The following is a 20,872-nucleotide window of genomic DNA, read 5'->3' on the forward strand; positions in this document are numbered from 1 at the left end:
CAGAAATAGTCGATTGAAATATAAGGAAAATAAATTTCGATCGGCGAGACCGAGCGCATAAGTTGCGCACGTACGGTGTACGGGATGCAATAAAGCCCGCGCCGAAGGCGCATAAAAGGGATGCAAGGGTGCGAGCCCTTGCCCGCCGGAGGCGAAATCATCCGACGATTGCCGCGGAGCGGCTTTCAAACCTGATTTTGTCCTTCGAGTTAATGAGACAGGCCCAATAAAAAAGGACCAGTAAAATTAACTTCCGCATTGCGGCAGAACGTAACGGAGCAAAAGCCCGCGCCGAAGGCGCATAAAAGGGATGCAAGGGTGTGAGCCCTTGCCCGCCGGAGGCGAAATCATCCGATCATTGCCGCGAAGCGGCTTTCAAACCTGCCTTTCCTCTTCAAAGAGTCAAGCAGACTCCCCCCCCAAAAAAAAGAAGGGGGAACGTCGCCGTTCCCCCTTCATGCCTTTCGATGCAGTTCGTCTACATTTCGATGCGAATGGTTTCGGGGCTTAGTTTACGTTCCAGCCGCTTGGCGTAAAGACTCATGAAGTAGCTGAAGACGAAGTAGAGCACGGCCACCGTGGTGTAGATTTCGAAGGGATAGATCATGATTCGGTTGTTGATGGCGTAGGCCGCGCGGGTCAGCTCCATGACGCCGATGATATAGGCCAGGGACGTGTCCTTGAAAGCGGCGATGAACATGCCGACCAGGGCGGGGAGCATTTGCTTGAGCGCCTGGGGCAGGATGATCTTGCGCATGGTCTGGAAGTACGTCAGGCCGGATGCCTTGGCCGCTTCCACCTGCCCGGGCGGGATATTCTCGATGCCGCCGCGCACGGTCTCGGCGATGTACGCTCCGAAGAAGAAGGTCATGGCGATGGTGGCGGCCCAGAACGCCTGGACGTCTACCTTGAAGACGAATTCGAGAATCGCCTGGTAGAACCAGAGGATGACCAGGATGAGCGGCACGCCCCGGATAAGCTCGATGTACAGTATGCAGGGGATGCGGAAGACGCGGTTCTTGGCCGTGCGCCCCATGCCGACCGCGAGCCCTATGATGAAGCTGCCCGCGATGGAGATGGCGGCCATGAGCAGGGAGCTGGCCAGCCCGCCCAGTCCGAAGCAGAACTCGGTCTCGTCGCCTTCGGGAAAACGCCAGATGAGCAGGGTCTTGAAGTTGGCTCCGATGATTTCCCAGTTGAAGTGGATAAGGGCCATGACGACCATGTAGAGGACGTAGGCGAGGGCGGCCACGAAGAAAATTTTGAGGGCCTTTATCAGATTTCTGCCCAGTCTGTTCAACGCCTGCTTGAGCGGGGAGACGGTGCGCTGGTCCGGGCTCTTGCGGAAATACCAGAAGATGTATTCGAGTTTGCGTCCCAGGAAGTCGAACGGCCAGAAGAGAACATCGGCCACCCTGCGCAGGGGGGTGATCCTGTCGCGGGGCATGATCTTGAGGCGTTCGTTGACGATGTAGAGGATGCCCGCGATGGACAGGGACAGGCCGAGATAGACCAGCGTGGCCACGGAAAAGGCCTCGAAGGTCCGGTAGGTCAGGGAGTACACCTCGGTCATGGACCAGCACAGTTCGGACACGCCGATGGTCATGGCCAGGGAGGTGTTCTTCATGTTGTTGAGGAACTCGCTGCCCAGCGGCGGGATGATCTCGCGGAAGGCGAGCGGCAGGATGACCTTGCGCAGGGTCTGAGGGAAGGTCAGTCCCGACGAATAGGAGGCTTCGAGCAGTCCCTTGGGGATGGACTGGATGCCCGCTCGGATGATCTCCGCCATGAACGCGCCGGTGAATATGCCGCAACCCACCGTGGCGCACCAGAACTCGAAGTTCATGTCGAACAGCTTGAAGCGGATTTCCTCCGGGAAGGCGTAGGGCAGGGCGAAGTTCCAGAAAAAGAGCTGGATGAGCAGGGGGGTGTTGCGGAAAAGCTCAACGTAGCTGGTGGCGAACCAGTAGACCGGCTTGAAGGAGGACAGCCGCGCCAGACCGAAGATGGTGCCCATGGCCAGGGCGATGGCCGCCGAGTAAAGCGTGATGGTCAGGGTGGTGTTGATGCCGTTGACCATGAGGTGGCCCATGTGGCCGTACTGGCCTTCTACGGCAAACACGGCCCAGTCGAAATCGTATTTGAATTCGAAGACGAAGGCGAAATAGTAGACCACCAGGCCGGTCAGGGCCAGGAGGGCCAGGTTTTGGACCCAGATTTTTTCGAAATACCGTTTAAACATCGTGCTCTTTTGAGGAAAGAGGGTCCCGGAGCGGAAGGCTCCGGGACCCGATTGTCATGCTTCGGGAAAAGGGCCTACGGCCACATTTCGATCTTGGAAGTCAGCGGGAACGGATACTGGGAGTTCGGGCCGAACCACTTGTCGTAGATCTTCAGGTAGGTGCCGTCCATCCAGATGTCCTGAATGGTGAAGTTGATGGTGTCGCGCCAGGCGGAGTCGTCCTGGGGCAGGCCGACGCCGTAGGGCTCGTCGGAGATGAAGTCGCCGACCAGCTCGAACTGGCCGGGAACCTTGGCGGCGTAACCGAGCAGGATGGTGGAGTCGGTGGTGATGGCCTGGACGCGGCCGGAGCGCAGAGCTTCGAACATGGCGACTTCGCCGTCATAACCGGTGACCTGCGGGTTGGGGTTGCCCAGTTCCTTCAGGTAGGCGGTGGCGTTGACGATGGAGGTGGTGCCCTGCATGGAGCCGACCTTCATGTTGGCCAGGTCCTTGGCGTCCTTGACGGTGCCCTTCTTGGCCAGGAACTTCTGTCCGTCGAAGAAGTAGGTGATGGAGAAGTCGATCTTTTCGTCGCGCACGCGCTTGTGGGTCATGTTGGACAGGACCATGTCGACCTTGGGCGGGTTGGTCTGGACGAAGGAGATGCGGGTGTTGTTGTTGACCACGACCTTTTCGAGCTTGCAGCCGAGGCGTTTGGCGATCTCGGTGGCCATGTCGACATCGAAGCCGACCCACTCGTTCTTGTCGTTGATGAAGCCGAAGGGAATGCCCTGGTTGGACAGACCGGCCTTGAGGACCTTGGTGGACATGACGCGGTCATAGGTGGGACCGGCGAAAGCGACGGATGCAGCCATAACCAGCAGGGCGGCCATGACAGCGATTTTGAGAACTCTCATTTACCTCTCCTATTGTCGAGTTCGTATGAAAAAAGCCCTTGCCGGGCACAATGTCCGGCAAGGGCGAAAATCCGCTAGTGGCTGAGAATCTTGCTGAGAAAATCCTTGGTCCGGTCGGACTGCGGGTTGTGGAAGAATTCCTCGGGCGTGTTTTCTTCGATGAGATACCCGTCGTCCATGAATATGACCCGGTCCGCAACTTCCCGCGCAAACCCCATTTCGTGGGTGACGCAGACCATTGTCATGCCTTCGCGGGCCAGGGACTTCATGACGTCCAGGACCTCGTTGATCATTTCCGGGTCCAGGGCCGACGTGGGTTCGTCGAAGAGCATGATCTTCGGTTGCATGGCCAGGCCCCGCGCGATGGCCACTCGCTGTTGCTGGCCGCCCGAGAGCTGCGACGGATAGGAGCCCGCCTTGTCCGGGATGCCGACTTTCTTGAGCAGGTCCATGCCTATGGCGGTGGCGTCGCCCCGGTTCATGCCCCGGACGAGCGTCGGCGCCAGGGTGATGTTCTCCATGACCGTCATGTGCGGGTAGAGATTGAACTGCTGGAAGACGAAACCTACTTCGGCGCGGAGCAGGGTCATGTTGGTGCGGGGGTCGGAAACGTTCATGCCGTCCACCAGGATGTCGCCTTCCTGGATGGGCTCCAGCCGATTGATGCACCGGATCATGGTGGACTTGCCGGAACCGGAAGGCCCGCAGACCACCACGACTTCCCCCTTGGTCACATTGAGGTTGATATTTTTGAGGACCTGGAAGTCCCCATACCATTTATTGACGCCTCTGAAAGAAATCACTGTGAACTCCGGGAAAGAAATTGGGCAAAAGTCAAGAGGAATTTTTAGCAGAAAAACGGCCGTATAGCAATATAAATTCTGCCCCGGAGGGGTGTCGTGAACAATGTTCAGCGGATTTTTCCGGGAAGAATTCCTCATGAGCGGAGAGAGACGAGCGGACGACGGATCGTCAGCATTCTGTGAAGCTTAGAGCCAGCCCCGCCTCGGAGGTCTCCTTGTACTTCGCGGACATGTCCCGGCCGGTCTGGGCCATGGCCCGGATGGCCTTGTCCAGGTCCACTTTCTGATAGCTTTCATCCAGGGTGGAGGCAATGAGGTAGGCGTTGAACGCCTTGACCGCGCCCATGGCGTTGCGCTCAATGCATGGAATCTGGACGTAGCCTCCCACCGGGTCGCAGGTCAGCCCAAGATGGTGCTCCAAGGCGATTTCGGCGGCGTTTTCCGTGACCTGGAACCGGTAGCCCCTGGCGTAGGCGATCATGGCCGCAGCCATGGTCGAGGCCACGCCCACCTCGCCTTGGCAGCCCACTTCTGCCCCGGAGATGGAGGCGTTGTGCTTGCACAGGAACCCGATGGCGCAGGCGGCCAGCAGCCCCTCGCGCAGTTCCGTCTGCAAGGCTCCCGTGTGGCGCTTGAGCATGAAGATGATGGCCGGGATGACGCCCGCCGCTCCGCAGGTGGGAGCCGTGACCACGCAGTGGCCCGCCGCGTTTTCTTCGGAGGCGGCCAGGGCGTAGGCGTTGAGCGCTTTGATGAAACCGGGACCCTGAAAATATTCCTGCCTTGCCCGGTCGTACATGGCCGCCGCCTTGCGTTGCAGCCCGATGGGGCCGGGCAGCACGCCCGAGGTCTGGATGCCGTTTTCCACGGCCTGCTCCATGACCGCGATGATGTGGTCCAGGCCCATGTATATCTCGTCCTCCGTGGCTCCGGTGATGGACATTTCGTTGGCCAGGATTAGCTCGTGCAGGCGGATGGATTTGGCCCTCAGGTGGGCTTTCAGCTCGGCCATGGTCGAGTATGGATAGACCGGCTCGCCCCGTGAAGGCTCTTTCCATCCATCCCAGCGCAGGAATCCGCCGCCCACGGAATAGTAGGTTCGTTCCAGCAGGATTTTTTCCCCCGCCTTGAGCCGGAAGATAAGGGTGTTCGGGTGGGCGTGGTCATGGTGGATGGCGTCCAGGATGATCCGGGAAGGGGAAAAGGATAGGAGCTTGACGCCCAGATCGAGATCGAAGGGCTTGTTCCCGTCCGCGAACCGCTCAAGGGCGTCGGCCCCGCAGGTGTCGGGCTGGGAGCCGAGCAGGCCGGACATGACGGCCTTCGGCGTGCCGTGCCCTTCGCCCGTGGCGGACAGGGAGCCGAACAACCTGATTTCGAGGTCGTCGGCGGCCAGTCTGTCCTTTTCCGGCAGTTCGCGGATCAGACGCATAAAATCGTATCCGGCCTTCATGGGGCCGATAGTGTGCGAGCTGGAAGGGCCGGGGCCTATCTTGAGCAGCTCGAAAATGGACGTGGTCACGGGCTCCATGCTCGTTACTCCTGGTTTGTTGTTGCGTCGGCCGCTTTGACCATGCGGCGCATGGTGTGGAGAATCGGTTCCGTGTAACCGTTGGGCTGGGCCGCGCCTTCGAAGATGAGGGCTCGGGCGGCCCGGAAGGCGAAGCTCCTGTCGAAATGCGGGGCCATGGGGCGATAGGCTGGGTCGCCCTGGTTCTGACGGTCCACCACTTTGGCCATGGCCTTGAGGGTTTCGAGGACGGCCTCTTCCGTGCAGATTCCGTGGCGCAGCCAGTTGGCGAGGTGTTGGCTCGATATGCGCAGGGTCGCCCGGTCCTCCATGAGGCCCACGCCGTTGATGTCCGGGACCTTGGAGCAGCCCACTCCCAGGTCCACCCAGCGGACCACGTAGCCGAGAATGGACTGCGCGTTGTTGGCCAATTCACGGGCGATTTCGTCCTCCGTGGGACGCTCGCCCCGCATGAGGGGCAAGGTTGTCAGGGCATCCAGCGTGGCGCGGGATTTCCCGGCCAGCGCACGCTGCCGTTCGAAAACGTCCACTTGATGGTAGTGCAGGGCGTGCAGGGTCGCCGCCGTGGGCGAGGGAACCCAGGCGCAGTTGGCCCCGGCCATGGGGTGCGCCCCTTTGGTCTCGACCATCTCGCGCATCAAGTCCGGCTTGGGCCACATCCCCTTGCCGATCTGGGCCTTGCCGGAAAAACCGCAGGCCAGGCCCACGTCCACGTTCCAGTCCTCGTAGGCCGCGATCCACGGTTCGTCCTTGATCGCCGCCTTGCGGACCATGGGGCCGGCCTCCATGTCCGTGTGAATCTCGTCTCCCGTGCGGTCGAGGAAGCCCGTGTTGATGAATATGACCCGGTCCCTTGCGGCCCGGATGCATTCCTTGAGATTTAGTGTGGTCCGACGTTCCTCGTCCATGATGCCAACCTTGAGGGTCCGCGCGGGCATGTCGAGCGCCTTTTCCACGGCCGCGAACAGCTCGCAGGTGAAGGCGACCTCCAGGGGGCCGTGCAGCTTGGGCTTGACGATATACACGCTGCCGCTCCTGCTGTTCCGCCAACGGCCGCGGCCGTTGAGGTCGTGCAGGAAGACGAGCCCTGCGAGCAGGGTGTCCAGGATGCCTTCGGGAACTTCTTCGTTCTTGCCGAAGCCGTTCATGAGCACTGCGTCGGTGGTCATGAGGTGGCCCACCGTGCGGACCAGCATCATGCTTCGTCCGGGCAGCGTCAGGACGGAACCGTCGGGCGCGGTGTATGTCCTGTCGTCGGCGAGCGTGCGGGTAACGGTCCCGCCGCCTTTTTTGAAGCTCGCCTCAAGGTCGCCCATGACCAAGCCGAACAGGTTCAGGAAGGCCTGCGCCTTGTCCGCGCCGTCCACCACGGCAACGGAGTCTTCGCAGTCGAAGATGGTCGATACGGCGGATTCCAGGATAACATCCTTGATGCCCGCCGGATGGTCGCGGCCCACCTGATGCTCGGGATCGAATTGCAGTTCGATATGCAGGCCGTTCTTTTCGAAAAGCAGGGACTTGAGGTCCTCATCGACCACGTAGCCAGCGAATTGGGCCGGGTCGCGCAGGGGAGTGGTGCCGCCGTTGAGCAGGGTTGCGACGACGTTTCTGCCCGAGGGGCCGTCCACCAGTTCGAACCCGATTACGTCCCGATGGGACCCGTTTGCCAGGGGCACGGCGACGTCCAGGTGCGCGGCGGCCCAGGCCATGACCTGTTGCCCGCGCGCCGGGTCGTATCCCTTGGCCGGGAGGCCGTCCCTTGCAATTACGTCGGAGCCGTACAGGGCGTCGTAGAGGCTGCCCCATCGGGCGTTGGCCGCGTTCAGGGCGAACCGGGCGTTGGTGACGGGAACCACGAGTTGCGGACCGGCTATTCGGGCGATTTCCGGGTCAACGTTTTCGGTGGCAATGGCGAAATCACCGCCTTCCGGCGTCAGGTAGCCTATTTCGCGCAGGAAGGCGTGGTATGTCTTTTTGTCTCCAGGCTGGCCGGGGTGCGCCCGGTGCCATTCGTCCATGGCGGCCTGGATGCGGTCCCGTTCGGCCAGCAGCTCCCGGTTGCGCGGAGCGAAGTCCCTGAATATGGATTCGGCTCCGCTCCAGAAGGTGGCTTCATCGAGGCCGGTTCCTTTCAAAATGGTCCTGACGGCCTCGGCGAGTTCCGCGTGGATCGACAGGGCGCCTGCGAGATATCTTTGCGTCATGCCTGCTCCTGATAGGGCTGATTATTGGCGCGGTTTTCATGGGAATCATCATCGTAGAATGCCCTGACTCGGGGAGCAATGCAACCACAACCGATTCTTATGACACCAAGTTTTCCATGGCTGTCGGTTTGTTCCTCGAATACGCGGGGCATTTATGCTGGAACGGAACTTGTATGCAGTTGTGGAATCAGGTCCGACTTTTGACGTTGCGTCGAACAAAGGTCCTGGGCAAAGGATCTATATGCAACTAAGCGTCATCATACCTGTTTTTAATAAATTCTCCCTGACGCGGGACTGTCTGTTTTCCTTGCGCGACCACGCGCCGGAAGTGAGCATGGAAGTGCTCGTGGTGGACAACGGCTCTTTGGACGAGACGCGATCGGAACTTGATCCTCTGGGCAGGAATCTGTTCGGGGACGCCTTCCGGGTTCTTCGCCTGCCGGAAAACCGCAACTTTGGTCCGGCTTGCAACTTGGGTGCCGCTGAAGCTGTCGGCGAGTTCCTGCTTTTCCTCAACAACGACACGTTGTTGACGCCGCAGTGGTACCCGCCCCTGCTGGAGGCTCATACAGGCAATTGCGCCGTGACCGGTCCGCTGTTGATGTATCCGGCAGGCGGAGTCTTGCCCGTCGACAAGGTCCAACATCTAGGTGTGGCCTGCCAGCCGCAATTGCATTTTTGCCATTTGTATGAATTCTTTCCAGCCTCTCACCCTGTGACCCGCAGATCGCGCACCCCGCAATTCCTGACCGGCGCCGCGCTGCATCTGCCTAAGGCGGTGTTCATGGAGGCGGGCATGTTCCATGAAGGATACATCAACGGGGCTGAGGACCTTGAGCTGTGCGTGCGTGTCCGTAAGCTCGGATTTGCCTTGCGTTGTGTGCCGCAAAGCCGGATCTACCACCTTCAAAGCCAGACTCCGGGGCGGCACGATTATGAGCGGCATAACGCCAACCTCTTCAAGGAGCGGAATCTGTGGGAAATATTCCCCGACCTTCATTTGCATCTTCGGCAGGATGGTTATGAATTGGGGCTTAACGAGCATCTGGTTCCGTTTGCCAGGCTTCCGCAGAGGCGGAAGACGATATTGGATCGGGCTTTTCCCCGCGAACATGGCGATCTGGGGCGTGATGAGTGTTTATCCATGATGGAGCGGGAACCGCTGTACGCTCCGGCTTACGAACGTCTGGCAGAGCTGTGTCGAGAGGAGGGAGACCTTTCCCTGCTCGCCGAGATTCGTTTTCTTCAGACCCGGTTTTTCCCCAGTCGGGAAGCTGCCGGGCGGCTGTGTGTGGCCGCAAGAAAAGCGGGGAACGGCCGCTTGCGCCGGGAGGGTGAACGTCTCATCAAGTTCTATTTGAATCTAACCGTGAATTCGGACCTTGCCGCCATGGCGCGGGAAATGGTCGTCTTTGGCAAGCGGCTGGAACAGACCTCGCTGACGAATCTTTATGCCGATTGGCTGGCGGGGAAGGCTTTATGACCGATGTTGTTTTGGCCGATTTTTTGGCTATGGGAACAATGGGGCGCAGCCATCTGATCCTAGCGGCGCAGTCCGCGTTCAGAGTGGCCGAACGGGGCGGCGACCCAGGAGCGGCCGCCCTCGGGGCCAGGCTGCTCTGTTTGGCATGGGGGGAGTTCCCTCTGGACGGCGCTATGGCCACGCAATTAGTGCGCTTGTCGGGAGCCGTCCCTGCCGTGGCCGGGGTGTTGACTGAGTTCGGGCTGCAATTGGCCGCCAGGGTGGCCCGAGCGGACAACGGCGGCAATCTGCCGGAGGCCGGACAACTGTTTGCTTCGGGAGAATACGAAGAAATGGGGCGTTGCTTCGAAACGGCTGTTTCGCGCGGCCCGGTGTTGCCTGTGATTCGGCAGGCCATGCACTTCCAGGGCATCCTGTCGAATTTTGCTTGGCTGGAACGGTTTCTTGAGCGGACGCTTCTGCCTGTGGACCCGGAATTGGGAGAGTTGCTTTTGGCCGATGTCTGGCTGTCCGGCGGCATGTATGGGCAGGCTGTTGGGACCTTGGGCAAAATGGTCGCTCGCAGCGGCCATTCGGTGTGGGGCGTCAAGCTGGCTGCAGCATTGGCGGGAGCAGGGCGCATCGAGCGCGCTATGAACGTCCTCGTCAGGGTCTTGGAGGATTTTCCCGACCACACCACGGCGTTGCTGCTCCTCGACAGCCTGGCCTTTCCGGCCCGGCGCGATGTCGGGTTGGACGGCAAGTGCGCGGTTTCCATATATTCCTTTAATAAGTCAGAAGAGCTGGGACGGACCCTGGAGAGCGTTCTGGCCTCGAACCTGGGTCCCGAGGTCGGCGACGTCACCGTGCGCGTGCTGGTCAACGGAAGCACCGACGACAGCCGGGCCGTGGCTGAAGCGGCCCGCGACAGGTTCGGTGGGAACATGGAGATCGTTGTCCTGCCCGTGAACGTGGGCGCGCCCGCTGCGCGCAACTGGCTTCTGGACGCGGCCCTCCGCGAGGGGGCGCGTTGGATCGCCTTCCTTGACGACGACGTGCTTGTGCCGCGCGACTGGTTGGCCGGGCTGGCTGCGGGCGTGAAGGATTTCCCCGAAGCCGGAGTGTGGGGCTGCCGCGTAGCTGATGTGCGGTCGCCAAGTCTCGTCCAGCACGGCGACGGCTTCCTGCTTCCGCAGGATGAGGCGGCGCGCAGGGGAGGACGGTTCTCATTACAGGAACCCTGCGTGGAGGTCATGGCCGAGTCGCTGCTGGGCTATCGCCGCTATGCCGCTTCGGTAACCGGCTGCTGCCATCTCTTCGAAACGGATTCCCTGGCCGGGAGCGGCGGTTTCGATCTGCTTTTCTCTCCCAGCCAGTTCGATGACCTTGATCTCGACCTGCGCAGGCTTCGGCAGGGCAGGCTCGCCGCCTACCTGGGCGATTTGCGCATCACCCATTTGCGGGAATCGACGCATTTCCTGAAGTTGTCGGAAGGCGCGGCCGCGCGGAGCGAAATGCACCGTCACCTTCTGGAAGAACGTCACGCGCCCGTTTGGTCCGAACTGTGCGCCATACAGCGCGCTGCGGTGCGGGCGGATCTGACGGCAAGGCGCGAGCGGCTTCAGAGATCGGGATTCTTGCCCGACAATTCGTAGCACAGGGCGAGCAATTCGCCGGGAGTGTCGTCGGTGACGGTGTGGGAGGACAGGACTTCCTCCTGCGCGCTGAGCGCCATCCGGGTCCGTGCGCCGGGGTTCTCGATCAGGGTTTTCAGACAGTCCAGCCATGCCCGGGGCGAGTTGGCCAGGAGGCCGGTCCGGCCGTGTCTGACACAGGCGTATGGCGGCAGATCGCTGAACACTCCTGCGATTCCGCGCACGGCGTATTCCATCCATTTGACGTGGCTCTTGGCCCTGTTGAACGGGTCGTCCCCAAGCGGGGCTAGGCCGATGTCGAAGGAAAGTTCGTTCATGGCTTCGACATAGGCCGCGTAATTTTCAGTCGGGGGCATGAAGCGCACGCAGGGCAGGCTTTCCAGGGAGGGGGAAGAGCAGCCGAACAGGGTCAGCTCGACGGCCTCTGCGTATTTTTCGAGCAGCCGGGCCAGAGGAGCCCGCAGGATTTCGAGGTCGGCCGAATGGGTGGGAGTGCCTGCGTAGAGGATTCGGACGGGCGTTCCCTCCTGCCTTGGTTCCGAGGGGGCCCACAGAGTCGTGTCCAGTCTGTTGGGCGTCACCGCCACGCGGCTGTTCCGGCGTTTGAAGGTCGAGGCCAGGGCTCGGGTGGAAACAGAGATGGCTGCGAAGCGGTGCGCTATTTTGTCCAGCGTCCGCATGGTGCGGCGGGCGAGATCGTGCTGCGGGTTTTCCTCGGGGATGGCCTGGAGCAGGTCGTCCGTGTCGTAGATGACCGGCTTCCCGCTGTTGAAGCAGGCGTCGAGCAGTTGTTCGGTGAAGTCTAAGGGAAAGAATCTCTGTACCAGGATTACGTCGGCCCCCAGAAGGGCGTCATTGTTCACGGCGTGATTGTCGCCCCGGCTGCGAACGGCCCAGCTCACCGTTACGGATTCGTGGCGAAGCGGGGCCAGGACACGGTATCGGGCGCAAGCTGAATCCGGGCTGTCGAAAGTCAAAACGGCTATATTCAAGAGAACTCCATGGCTGAGGGGCTGTGATGCGTCCCTTGGCCCTTCTTTGTTAAGCGGGGAGATTATCGCCACCCCAACGGCGTCGGTTTGATCGGACTGTTCGGCGTCCCTACGCCTTCATGACGTCCTGTATGCGTTCCCACAGCCGTTCCAGGGGAACGGGTTTGAGCAGGTAGTCGAAGGCCCCTGCTTCGAGAGACCGCATGTGCCGGTTCATGTCGCCTTCTCCCGTGAGCACGATGACCTTGGCACGGGGGAAGTTCTTGCGGATGATCTTGAGGGTTTCCATTCCATTCAGGTCGGGCATGTTCATGTCCAGCAGGACCACGTCGATAGGGGATGATTCCAGCGCGGCATAGGCGTCGACCCCGCTCGCGGCGGTGTCCACTTTCGCTCCGAGGTGGGTCAATCGCTTGGCCAGCGTGGATGCGAAGTCGGACTCATCGTCGACAATGAGGATATGAATAGTTGCGGTCTTGGTGTTTTTTCTCACGTTGATCTCCTTACAATGAACATGCCAGCGACTGGAAACAAAACACGTCTTGATACTTTTTTCTCCACTTGTCGAGTTTAAAAGAAAGCCTGTTATACTGTGTGGTTAAATGTATATGGTACGGAAATAACCAGTTCGTTCCAATTGGGACATACAAAAAAATGGTCAGGCGATTCAGGGGAATGTTTTTAAAAGTGGGACATTTTTACCCACCGTGTGTTATGGGGAGTTCAGGCGTCCTTTTGTATGGGGGCTTGAGAGGGGAAGAGAGGTACCGGTTCATTATGTACCACTGGAACAAAAAGTATCGCTTTGTGATGAATATCGCGTTTAAAAGAGGCGAACGGCCGTTTACCTTTGTCCGGCATACCATGGGATTGTTCTGGAATGATCAAAATAAAACACATTTATTTCAGTCGTTAAGGAAGAATTTGCTACACTGTTTGTTCGTTTTCTCTCGGTTTGGGATGGCATACGGTTTGCTCATAGTGCGCCAGTAAGAGGTCACGGGGTTTACCGGAAGGCCGGAAGTTGCAAATGGGAGAGGGGAATGCATCCCGAGAAGAAGTCATCATACGACAACCTGTCGCGAAATCTGTCGCTGACAGTCATCACGGTGTCCTTCGCCCCTCTCATTTTGGTGGGCGGCCTTCTCTTCCACCAGTTCCGCTCCATATATACAGAGAAGGTTTTTGCCCACCTGGCCGAAGTGGTGGATAAACATGCGGCCAACATCAACACGTTTCTGCAGGACAAACTCATCGAGGTTCAATACATCAGCCGAACCTCCTCCTTTGAATATCTTACTGCTCCGGGGCATCTGGAAAAGGCCCTGCGCGGGATGCAGCAACAATACGGCCGCATCTTCGTCGATCTGGGCATAGTTGACAGCAAGGGCCGCCAGGTGGCCTATGCCGGACCATTCAGCCTGTACGGCGCCGACTATTCCGGTGCCGACTGGTTCCGCAACTCCAAGGAACGCGACGCCATCATCAGCGACGTTTTCGAGGGGCTTCGTCAGTCTCCCCATTTCATCATATCCATCAGCCAGGGCCAGGGCGAGGACCGTTGGACCCTGCGCGCGACCATCGATTTTCTGTCGTTCAGCTACCTGGTGCGCAACCTTCACATCGGCCAGACCGGGTTCGCCTATATCGTCAACAGCGGCGGCGTGTACCAGACCCGTCCCAAGGACAAGCGCAACCAGGACCTGGAACTGACTCCGCGCCGTGAACTCACCCGGCCGGAATCCCTGGCCGGGGTTTCCATCTACGAGTCCTTCGACGCCGAGGGCGACGACTACATCACCGTATCCGCTCCCATCAAGGGCGGGGACTGGGAACTGATCTACCAGCAGAAGGCCTCCGACGCCTTCTCGGCCATGACCCGTACCGAGTTCGTCGCCCTGATCGTCTTTCTCATCGGCGGCATGGGCATCGTCGCCATGGCCCTTATCATCTCCCGCAAACTCGTGCTCAGGTTCCAGGCCATCGACCAGGAATCCGAACTCATGAGCAAGCAGATCGTCGAGACCGGCAAGCTGGCGGCCATCGGCGAGCTGGCCGCGGGCATCGCCCATGAAATCAACAATCCCGTGGCCATTATGATCGAGGAGGCGGGTTGGGTCGGCGACCTCATGGAGGACGAGGGGCGTGAGCTGCCGTCCTATGCCGAGATTCGGCGCGCGCTCACCCAGGTCGGCAACCAGGGACGGCGGTGCAAGGACATCACCCACAAGCTTCTGAGCTTCGCCCGGCAGACCGACTCCCGCGTGATCGAAATGTCCGTGCCGGACTTCATTCGCGAAGTGGTGGAAATTTCCATGCAGCAGGCGCGGTTCGCCCAGGTGGAGTTCGCCCTCGACCTGGACGAGTCCATGCCCCGCATCAGCGCGTCGGCCACCGAGCTGCAACAGGTGCTGCTCAATCTGGTCAACAACGCCATCCAGGCCATGGAGCCCGAGGGCGGCAAGCTGTCCATTTCCTGCACCATGGAGGACGGCCAGGCGGTCATCGCGGTGGGCGACACCGGGCCCGGCATCCCCGCCGCCAACCTGGGGCGGATTTTCGATCCGTTCTTTACCACAAAGCCCGTGGGCAAGGGGAGCGGGTTGGGATTGTCCATATGTTTCGGAATAATCCACCAGATGGGTGGTGATATAGACGTGGAAAGCACAGTGGGCGTGGGAACGCGGTTTACCATCCGGCTGCCGATGCCGTCGCCCTCATGGCAACCTGAAACGCGACAGGAGAATCGAGATGACTGATGCCACTGTTTTGATCGTGGACGACGAGCGGGGGTTCGTCGAGACCATGGCCAAGCGGCTCGAAAAGCGCAACATGACCGTTTTTCAGGCCTTCAACGGTGACGAGGCCATGGTCCGGCTGGCGGATCATCCGAACATCCAGGTGGTTATCTTGGACATGAAGATGCCCGGAAAGGACGGCCTTGTGGTTCTGCAGGAAATCAAGGAGGCGTACCCCCTGGTCGAGGTCATCATGCTGACCGGCCACGCCACGGTCCCCTCGGCTGTGGAGGGCATCCAGCATGGCGCCTTCGACTACCTGATGAAGCCGTGCAGCTTCGAGGATCTGAATCAGAAGATCGCCGAGGCCGTGGAGCTCAAGAACGAGCGTGAGGAAGAGGCCGTCGAGGCCCGGCTAAGCAACATCGCCGGGCGCATGGGGTAAGCCGTGGACAGGGCCAAGAACACCGAAAACGGCGTCTGCCGGGATATGCGCCTGCTCATCGTGGACGATGAGACAGGGTTCGCCGAGGTCCTGTGCAAGCGTATGCGCCGACGCGGTGTGGACGCCTCCTCGGCGTCCAGCGGCGACGAGGCGGTCCGCCTGCTTCGTCGCGAGGAGTTCGACGTGGCCATCGTGGATCTCAAGCTCCAGGGCATGAATGGTATAGAGATCCTCAAGGTATTCCGGCTGATGGCTCCGGAAATGCCTGTTCTTATGCTTACCGGCCACGGCAGCGAAGAGGCTCGCGACGAGTGTCTCAAACTCGGCGCGGCGGGCTACCTCTCCAAGCCCGTTGATTTCGACAGACTGCTCGCCAAGGCGCTCGAGGTGTGCGCCGGGAGGGTGCGGGCGTGAACCGAACCAGGGTGCTGCTCATTGATGACGAAGCCGGGTATACCGACGCCTTGGCCAAGCGGCTGAATCGTCGCGGCCTGTCGGTGACGACGGCCGGCGGCGGGCCGGAGGCCCTTGAAATCATGGGGTCGGAATCTTTCGATGTGGTCCTGCTCGATGTCAGGATGGCGGGCATGGACGGCATCAAGACCCTGAGCGCCATCAAACGGCAGCATCCGGACGTGGAAGTGGTCATGCTGACCGCCCACGCCAATACGGACATAGTCATTTCAAGCCTGGCCATGGGGGCCTACGACTACCTCATGAAGCCGGCGGATGTGGAGGAACTGGTTCGCAAAATCGAAGATGCGGCCATGAGAAAAAGAAGCAATTCGAAGTGATCGGCCTGAGGGTGGGCGCTTCGGACAGGTAGAACTAAACAAGAGGAAGCGAGGATAATCATGCGATTTTTCAAGCAATGGGGTAATTTCATGATGGCTGGGGCCGGCGCCATGGCCCAATGGGAGATTGAAAATGCCAAGTCCATCGTGAGCAGCCGGAAAAAACTTCTGCTCATCGGGCTGATGATAATTCCCATCATTCTGATCGGCGTGGCCTTTGCCGACGATATCGGCCCGGCCCTGCCCGACCTGCTCGGCGGCAAGAAGGCGTACAGCCCGGCCTTCTACAGCCTGGGCATTTTCCTTATCTCCATCGCCATCGGCGTCGGAGCTGGCCTTATTACCGGCTGCATCGGCGCGGGCGGCGGTTTCATTATCGCCCCGGCGCTCATGTCTGCGGGCATCAAGGGTATTCTGGCCGTCGGTACCGACCTGTTCCACATCTTCGCCAAGGCGATCATGGGCAGCGTCATCCACCGCAAACTCGGCAACGTGTCGGTCTCCCTGGCGGTGGTGTTCCTGGTCGGAGCCGTACTCGGGGCCACGGCAGGCGGCGTGATCAACCGCGTGCTGTACGAGATCAACCCGATTCTCAGTGACGCCTTCATCACCACCGTCTATTCGTTGATGCTCGGTTTCCTGGGCTTCTACGCCCTGACCGATTATCTGCGTTCGCGCAAGGCCGCCCACGGCGGCGACGCTCACGGCGGCTCGGAAGGAGCCGAACTCGGCGCTCTCTGCCGCAATCTGCAGGACATCAAGTGCCCGCCCATGATTAAGTTCGACCAGGACCTGGTGGCAGGCGGCCGTCAGATATCCTGGATATTCCTGGTTCTGTCCGGTGCCCTGGTCGGTCTGGCCGCGGGTATCATGGGCGTCGGCGGCGGGTTCCTGACCTTCCCAATCTTCGTCTACGTGCTCGGCGTGTCCTCCATGACCACGGTGGGTACCGACATCTTCCAGATCGTTTTCACCGCAGGTTTCGCGTCTATCACCCAGTACGCCATCTACGGATTCATCTTCTACACCCTGGCGATGGGTATGCTCATCGGTTCGCTGCTGGGCATCCAGATCGGCGCCCTGGTGACCAAGGTCGTCCCCGGTATCACCATCCGCGGGTTCTACGCCATGGCTGTGCTGGCCGGTTTCATGAACCGTATCTTCGCCCTGCCCGGCAAGCTGGCGGAAATGGAGGTTATCTCCCTCTCTCCGGGAATGGGCGGCATCCTCAACACCATCGGCATCTGGGCGTTTTTCATCGTTATCGGAGGATTCTCCGTCTGGGTGATTGGAACCTTCCTGATGAACATTTCCAAGCTGAAGAGAAAGGAGGCCTAACGCCATGATCTATAACAAGAAGGAATTCTATGGGGGCGCCGCTCTGCTGGCGATCTTCTTCATCATTTTGTTCATGATGTTCCAACCTATCTACCATGGGCATAACGCCATGCAGTTCTTGGATCATCTGTATAACTCCATCTCCAAGGGCTCCATCGACTATTCGGGCCAGTTGAAGACGGAAACCGCACCGTATAACGACAAGAGCGTGGACCTGAAGCTGCCTTACAAGACCGAGGTCGAGGCCGTGCAGTCGGCCGCCTTGTTCACCACGGCCGGTGCGACGGCCACGGTCGAAGGTTCGACCCTGCATGTCACCGGCTCTCTGGGCGCCATTCTGGCCTCGAGCCTGGACGACGCCAAGCTTATGTACGACAACAACGGCGACGCCATGAAGGCCAAGTACGCCATCGAGCCTCGCCGCGCGTTGTTCAACTGGTGGACTTCCCTCAAGCTGATGGACAGAGTCCTGAAGGCCCAGGGCGACTTTGAAGCCGCCAAGATTGCCGGAACGGTTCAGACCAAGGCTATCGAGGCTTCCTACAACTACTACGGCATCGACGCCCAGCACATCACCGAAGATCTGGCGCTGGTGATCTTCTCCCTGGTCTTCTATGTGCTCTATACCCTGTGGTACGGCTTCGCCATCCTCTTCCTGTTCGAGGGATGGGGACTCAAGCTCAGTCATTAAGTCACGGAATGCATAACATACCCTAGCCCCGCGCGGTCCGGCGGTTTCCCGGCCGTCGGACCGCGCCCTGATTATATGAAAGGATTTACTTCTGACCGAAATGATTGTATTTTCTTTGAATGAGGACACGTGCATGAATCTCCAGAATTATTATGAAACCGTCATGGAGCTGACCCACGGCATCGTGGTCACTCTCGATCTCGGCGGGGGGATCATTCACGGCAACTCCGAACTGGAGCAGCTTTCCGGGTACAACCTCAAGGAATTGGCCGGAAGAGACTGGTTCGAGGTCTTTATCCCCAAGAACGAACGAGAGATGGCCCGCCGCGCCCTGTTTGAAAGCGCTGCCGGACCGGACAGGGGCATCACCGCCTTCGCCGGGCGTATCCGCGCCAAGGACGGCGACACGGTCTACGTCAACTGGAACCTCAAACCGCTGACCGACTCCAACGGCGAAATAATCAGCCTGTTGTGCGTGGGCCAGGACGTGACCGATCTGGTCCTGCGCGAAAAGGGGCTTTTGCGCGAGCGGTTCACCCTGCTCGAACGCAATAAGGAGTTGAGCTGCCTCTATTCCCTGAGCCAGCTCATGGGCGAGATCCACAAGTCCATGGACAACCTTTTGCGACAGGTGGTGGACCTCCTTCCCACGGCTTTTCAGAATCCGGAAATGACCTATGCCCGCATTCGGCTCGGGCACAAAATTTACGAGACCCCGGGCTACGAGGATAGCGATTACATGCTCAAATCCGACCTCGTGGTGAACAACGAGAAGCGGGGCACCCTGAGCGTGTCCGTGCGCAACGACGCAGCCAGGCCCGGTTTTATCGAGGACGAGCGTGATCTTTTCTCCACCGTGGTCCAGCAGGTGGTGATCCTCGTGTCCAAGCGCGAGACCCGGCTGGCTAAACAGGAGCTCGAACGGCAGTTGCGGCAGTCCGACAGGCTGGCGAAGATAGGCCAGTTCTCGGCCGGGGTGGCCCATGAAATCAACGAACCTTTGGCCAATATCCTGGGGTTCGCCGAGCTCGCCTTGCAGACTCCGAACCTGCCCAAGCAGGTGGCCACGGACCTGAACAATATCGTGGATTCCTCCCTTCATGCTCGGGAGATCATACGCAAACTCATGTTTTTCGGGCGTCAGTTGCCGCCTCAGCCGACCTTCATCGATCTCAACGACACCGTGGATCAGGCCCTGCGCATCACCGAGTCCGGGGCCAGGCGCGGGGACATAGAGATCGTTCGGGATTTCGACCTGACAATGCCCAAGATCCTGGCCGATCCGCAGCACATGAAGCAGGTTGTGGTCAACCTGGTCGTCAACGCCATTCAGGCCATGACCGAAGGCGGGACCGTGACCATTCAGACCGTCAGCCATGACGGCGACGCCTATCTCATAGTGGAGGATACCGGACCGGGCATGACCCCGGACGTTCTCAAGATGATCTTCACTCCGTTTTTCACCACCAAGGACGTGGACAAGGGATCGGGTCTGGGGCTGTCCGTCACGCACGGCATAGTCAAGGCCCATGGCGGGTTGATTCAGGTGGAAAGTTCGCCCGACGCCGGTACGCGTGTGGAGGTGGCGTTGCCCTGCCACCCGTGTTGCAGGGAGGATGATTGATGAGCAAACGTATCCGTATTTTGGCGGTGGACGACAGCAAGTCCACCCTGGAGGTTCTCAAGCGCAACCTCGAACCCGCTGGCTACGAGGTCTATACCTGCGGCCGGGTGGACGAGGCTGTGGCTTTGCTTGAGGACATAGTCATAGATTTGGTCATCACGGACTACCGTATGCCCGTCGCCTCGGGGCTCGACCTCATCAAGCATGTGCGGGCCAATCTGCCGGACGTCGAAATCATGATGATTACCGGCTACCCGTCCATTCCGGGGGCGGTGGAGGCCATCAAGGACGGAGCGGGAGAGTACCTGGCAAAGCCGTTCACCACCGAGGAGCTGCTCTCGTCGGTGGGCCGCATCGTGGAGCGGCTCCAGCGCAGGCGGGTACTCGCTTCGGCCGATACGCCGCCCGACAATTTCGGGATAATAGGAACCTCCCCGGAAATGGACCACGTCTTTCAGCGCATCGGCAAGGCCGCGGCCTCGGACGCCAACGTGCTCATCAGCGGCGAGTCCGGCACCGGCAAGGAACTTGTGGCCCGCGCCGTGCATTACAACAGCGTCAGGCGGACGGCCTCGTTCGTGCCGGTCAATTGCACGGCCATTCCCGACAGCCTTGTGGAGAGCGAGCTTTTCGGCCACGTCAAGGGCGCCTTTACCGGGGCCAAGGAATCCCGGGCGGGCTTCTTCGAGATAGCCAACGGCGGCTCCATCTTCCTGGACGAGATAGGTGACGCCAGCCCGACCATGCAGGCCAAGCTGCTTCGCGTTCTTCAATCCAAGGAATTTTGCAAGGTAGGCTCAAGCATCGTCAAGACCGTGGACGTTCGCATCCTGGCGGCCACCCACAAGGACCTTCGGCGCATGGTGAAGGAGGGCACTTTCCGGGAAGATCTCTTCTACCGGATCAATGTCATCGACATCAATGTGCCGCCCCTGTCCGAGCGCGGGGACGATATGCTTGTGCTCATCAACCACTTCCTGGCCGAGTTCTCCGGCACCATGCACCGCGAGCCGCCGACGCTCTCCGACGAAGCGTTGCAGGCCCTGCGTCGGCACGACTGGCCCGGCAATGTCCGGGAGCTCGAAAATCTCATCCAGCGGCTTGTGGTCATCGTGGACCACGACACCATCGAGATTACGGACCTGCCGGAGACCATGCGTTTCAGCCTGCCGCGGGAAGGCAGCGTCAACCGGACGTTGGAGGAGGTCGAGCTCGAACACATCCGCAATGTCCTGGTCATGACGGGCCATAATAAGACCAGGGCGGCCGAAATTCTCGGCATAAACCGCAAGACTTTGCGAGAAAAGCTCAAGCGTGTCGAGGAGATGTCGAAGCAGTAACGGCATTTTTCCCGGCGTAAACCTTTGGGGTTGACCCAGACCGGCCCATATGCGAAAGGGCCGGTCGGTGTTGACCTGTCCGTGTGGGCGGGTGTGGTCGACAATGAAACCTTT

17 protein-coding genes are annotated in these 20,872 nt (G+C 59.9%); 10 read left to right on the top strand and 7 right to left on the bottom strand.

Annotated elements, in window-relative coordinates; all coding sequences use genetic code 11:
- Positions 1 to 478: 478 nt before the first annotated feature.
- The 5 genes from PSN43_RS10720 to PSN43_RS10740 all read right to left on the bottom strand — a co-directional run bounded on the left by PSN43_RS10720 (position 479) and on the right by PSN43_RS10740 (position 7,679).
- Positions 479 to 2,242: an amino acid ABC transporter permease gene (locus PSN43_RS10720; RefSeq protein WP_272700718.1), complete on the bottom strand. Its 1,764-nt coding sequence runs from the start codon at positions 2,240 to 2,242 to the stop codon at positions 479 to 481.
- Positions 2,243 to 2,316: 74 nt separating this feature from the next.
- A complete protein-coding gene (locus PSN43_RS10725; RefSeq protein ID WP_272700719.1) occupies positions 2,317 to 3,141 on the bottom strand; it encodes an ABC transporter substrate-binding protein in 825 nt (274 codons plus the stop codon).
- A gap of 74 nt (positions 3,142 to 3,215) precedes the next feature.
- Entirely contained in the window at positions 3,216 to 3,944 is a 729-nt protein-coding gene (locus PSN43_RS10730; RefSeq protein ID WP_272700720.1) for an amino acid ABC transporter ATP-binding protein, read from the bottom strand.
- Positions 3,945 to 4,113: 169 nt separating this feature from the next.
- Positions 4,114 to 5,475, bottom strand: coding sequence for an L-serine ammonia-lyase (locus tag PSN43_RS10735; RefSeq protein ID WP_272700721.1), 1,362 nt, complete (start codon positions 5,473 to 5,475; stop codon positions 4,114 to 4,116).
- Positions 5,476 to 5,480: 5 nt separating this feature from the next.
- Positions 5,481 to 7,679, bottom strand: coding sequence for a malate synthase G (locus tag PSN43_RS10740; RefSeq protein ID WP_272700722.1), 2,199 nt, complete (start codon positions 7,677 to 7,679; stop codon positions 5,481 to 5,483).
- Between the two features lie 241 nt (positions 7,680 to 7,920).
- Here PSN43_RS10740 and PSN43_RS10745 point away from each other — a divergent pair, with 241 nt between their 5' ends.
- Together PSN43_RS10745 and PSN43_RS10750 are read left to right on the top strand one after the other, a co-directional pair.
- Positions 7,921 to 9,162: a glycosyltransferase family 2 protein gene (locus PSN43_RS10745; RefSeq protein WP_272700723.1), complete on the top strand. Its 1,242-nt coding sequence runs from the start codon at positions 7,921 to 7,923 to the stop codon at positions 9,160 to 9,162.
- Positions 9,159 to 10,796: a glycosyltransferase family A protein gene (locus tag PSN43_RS10750; RefSeq protein WP_272700724.1), complete on the top strand. Its 1,638-nt coding sequence runs from the start codon at positions 9,159 to 9,161 to the stop codon at positions 10,794 to 10,796. The genes PSN43_RS10745 and PSN43_RS10750 overlap by 4 nt, the downstream gene beginning before the upstream one ends.
- Here PSN43_RS10750 and PSN43_RS10755 read toward each other — a convergent pair.
- A complete protein-coding gene (locus PSN43_RS10755; protein ID WP_272700725.1) occupies positions 10,763 to 11,788 on the bottom strand; it encodes a glycosyltransferase family protein in 1,026 nt (341 codons plus the stop codon). The two genes, PSN43_RS10750 and PSN43_RS10755, sit on opposite strands and share 34 nt — an antisense overlap.
- Positions 11,789 to 11,897: 109 nt before the next feature.
- The gene (locus PSN43_RS10760) at positions 11,898 to 12,281 is read right to left on the bottom strand and encodes a response regulator (RefSeq protein WP_272700726.1); all 384 of its coding nucleotides are present in this window, start codon (positions 12,279 to 12,281) and stop codon (positions 11,898 to 11,900) included.
- A 550-nt stretch (positions 12,282 to 12,831) separates the two neighbouring features.
- On the opposite strand from PSN43_RS10760, the gene PSN43_RS10765 reads away from it, so the two are divergent.
- The 8 genes from PSN43_RS10765 (at position 12,832) to PSN43_RS10800 (ending at position 20,758) form a co-directional block, all read left to right on the top strand.
- On the top strand, positions 12,832 to 14,547 hold the full coding sequence (locus tag PSN43_RS10765) for a sensor histidine kinase (RefSeq protein ID WP_272700727.1): 1,716 nt from the start codon (positions 12,832 to 12,834) through the stop codon (positions 14,545 to 14,547).
- Positions 14,540 to 14,971 (top strand): response regulator, encoded by a 432-nt coding sequence (locus tag PSN43_RS10770; protein ID WP_272700728.1) that lies wholly within the window; start codon positions 14,540 to 14,542, stop codon positions 14,969 to 14,971. The genes PSN43_RS10765 and PSN43_RS10770 overlap by 8 nt, the downstream gene beginning before the upstream one ends.
- Before the next feature lie 3 nt (positions 14,972 to 14,974).
- A complete protein-coding gene (locus tag PSN43_RS10775) occupies positions 14,975 to 15,385 on the top strand; it encodes a response regulator (RefSeq protein WP_336314033.1) in 411 nt (136 codons plus the stop codon).
- Positions 15,382 to 15,765 (top strand): response regulator, encoded by a 384-nt coding sequence (locus tag PSN43_RS10780; RefSeq protein WP_272700729.1) that lies wholly within the window; start codon positions 15,382 to 15,384, stop codon positions 15,763 to 15,765. Before PSN43_RS10775 ends, PSN43_RS10780 begins: the two co-directional genes overlap by 4 nt.
- 60 nt (positions 15,766 to 15,825) lie before the next feature.
- Positions 15,826 to 17,103 (top strand): sulfite exporter TauE/SafE family protein, encoded by a 1,278-nt coding sequence (locus PSN43_RS10785; protein WP_272700730.1) that lies wholly within the window; start codon positions 15,826 to 15,828, stop codon positions 17,101 to 17,103.
- 4 nt (positions 17,104 to 17,107) lie between these two features.
- Positions 17,108 to 17,794 (top strand): hypothetical protein, encoded by a 687-nt coding sequence (locus PSN43_RS10790; RefSeq protein WP_272700731.1) that lies wholly within the window; start codon positions 17,108 to 17,110, stop codon positions 17,792 to 17,794.
- A gap of 133 nt (positions 17,795 to 17,927) precedes the next feature.
- Complete coding sequence (locus tag PSN43_RS10795) at positions 17,928 to 19,418, top strand: PAS domain-containing sensor histidine kinase (protein WP_272700732.1); 1,491 nt, start codon at positions 17,928 to 17,930, stop codon at positions 19,416 to 19,418.
- Entirely contained in the window at positions 19,418 to 20,758 is a 1,341-nt protein-coding gene (locus PSN43_RS10800; RefSeq protein WP_272700733.1) for a sigma-54-dependent transcriptional regulator, read from the top strand. The genes PSN43_RS10795 and PSN43_RS10800 overlap by 1 nt, the downstream gene beginning before the upstream one ends.
- Positions 20,759 to 20,872: the final 114 nt, after the last annotated feature.

The sequence above is a fragment of the Desulfovibrio sp. Fe33 genome (genome assembly GCF_028532725.1).
In the GTDB taxonomy this organism is placed as follows: domain Bacteria; phylum Desulfobacterota; class Desulfovibrionia; order Desulfovibrionales; family Desulfovibrionaceae; genus Pseudodesulfovibrio.

What these genes read in the sequence shown, in the direction of transcription:
- PSN43_RS10720 (WP_272700718.1), bottom strand. Translation starts at nt 2,242, where the DNA reads ATGTTTAAACGGTATTTCGAAAAAATCTGGGTCCAAAACCTGGCCCTC.
- PSN43_RS10725 (WP_272700719.1), bottom strand. Translation starts at nt 3,141, where the DNA reads ATGAGAGTTCTCAAAATCGCTGTCATGGCCGCCCTGCTGGTTATGGCT.
- PSN43_RS10735 (WP_272700721.1), bottom strand. Translation starts at nt 5,475, where the DNA reads ATGGAGCCCGTGACCACGTCCATTTTCGAGCTGCTCAAGATAGGCCCC.
- PSN43_RS10740 (WP_272700722.1), bottom strand. Translation starts at nt 7,679, where the DNA reads ATGACGCAAAGATATCTCGCAGGCGCCCTGTCGATCCACGCGGAACTC.
- PSN43_RS10745 (WP_272700723.1), top strand. Translation starts at nt 7,921, where the DNA reads ATGCAACTAAGCGTCATCATACCTGTTTTTAATAAATTCTCCCTGACG.
- PSN43_RS10750 (WP_272700724.1), top strand. Translation starts at nt 9,159, where the DNA reads ATGACCGATGTTGTTTTGGCCGATTTTTTGGCTATGGGAACAATGGGG.
- PSN43_RS10765 (WP_272700727.1), top strand. Translation starts at nt 12,832, where the DNA reads ATGCATCCCGAGAAGAAGTCATCATACGACAACCTGTCGCGAAATCTG.
- PSN43_RS10770 (WP_272700728.1), top strand. Translation starts at nt 14,540, where the DNA reads ATGACTGATGCCACTGTTTTGATCGTGGACGACGAGCGGGGGTTCGTC.
- PSN43_RS10785 (WP_272700730.1), top strand. Translation starts at nt 15,826, where the DNA reads ATGCGATTTTTCAAGCAATGGGGTAATTTCATGATGGCTGGGGCCGGC.
- PSN43_RS10790 (WP_272700731.1), top strand. Translation starts at nt 17,108, where the DNA reads ATGATCTATAACAAGAAGGAATTCTATGGGGGCGCCGCTCTGCTGGCG.
- PSN43_RS10795 (WP_272700732.1), top strand. Translation starts at nt 17,928, where the DNA reads ATGAATCTCCAGAATTATTATGAAACCGTCATGGAGCTGACCCACGGC.
- PSN43_RS10800 (WP_272700733.1), top strand. Translation starts at nt 19,418, where the DNA reads ATGAGCAAACGTATCCGTATTTTGGCGGTGGACGACAGCAAGTCCACC.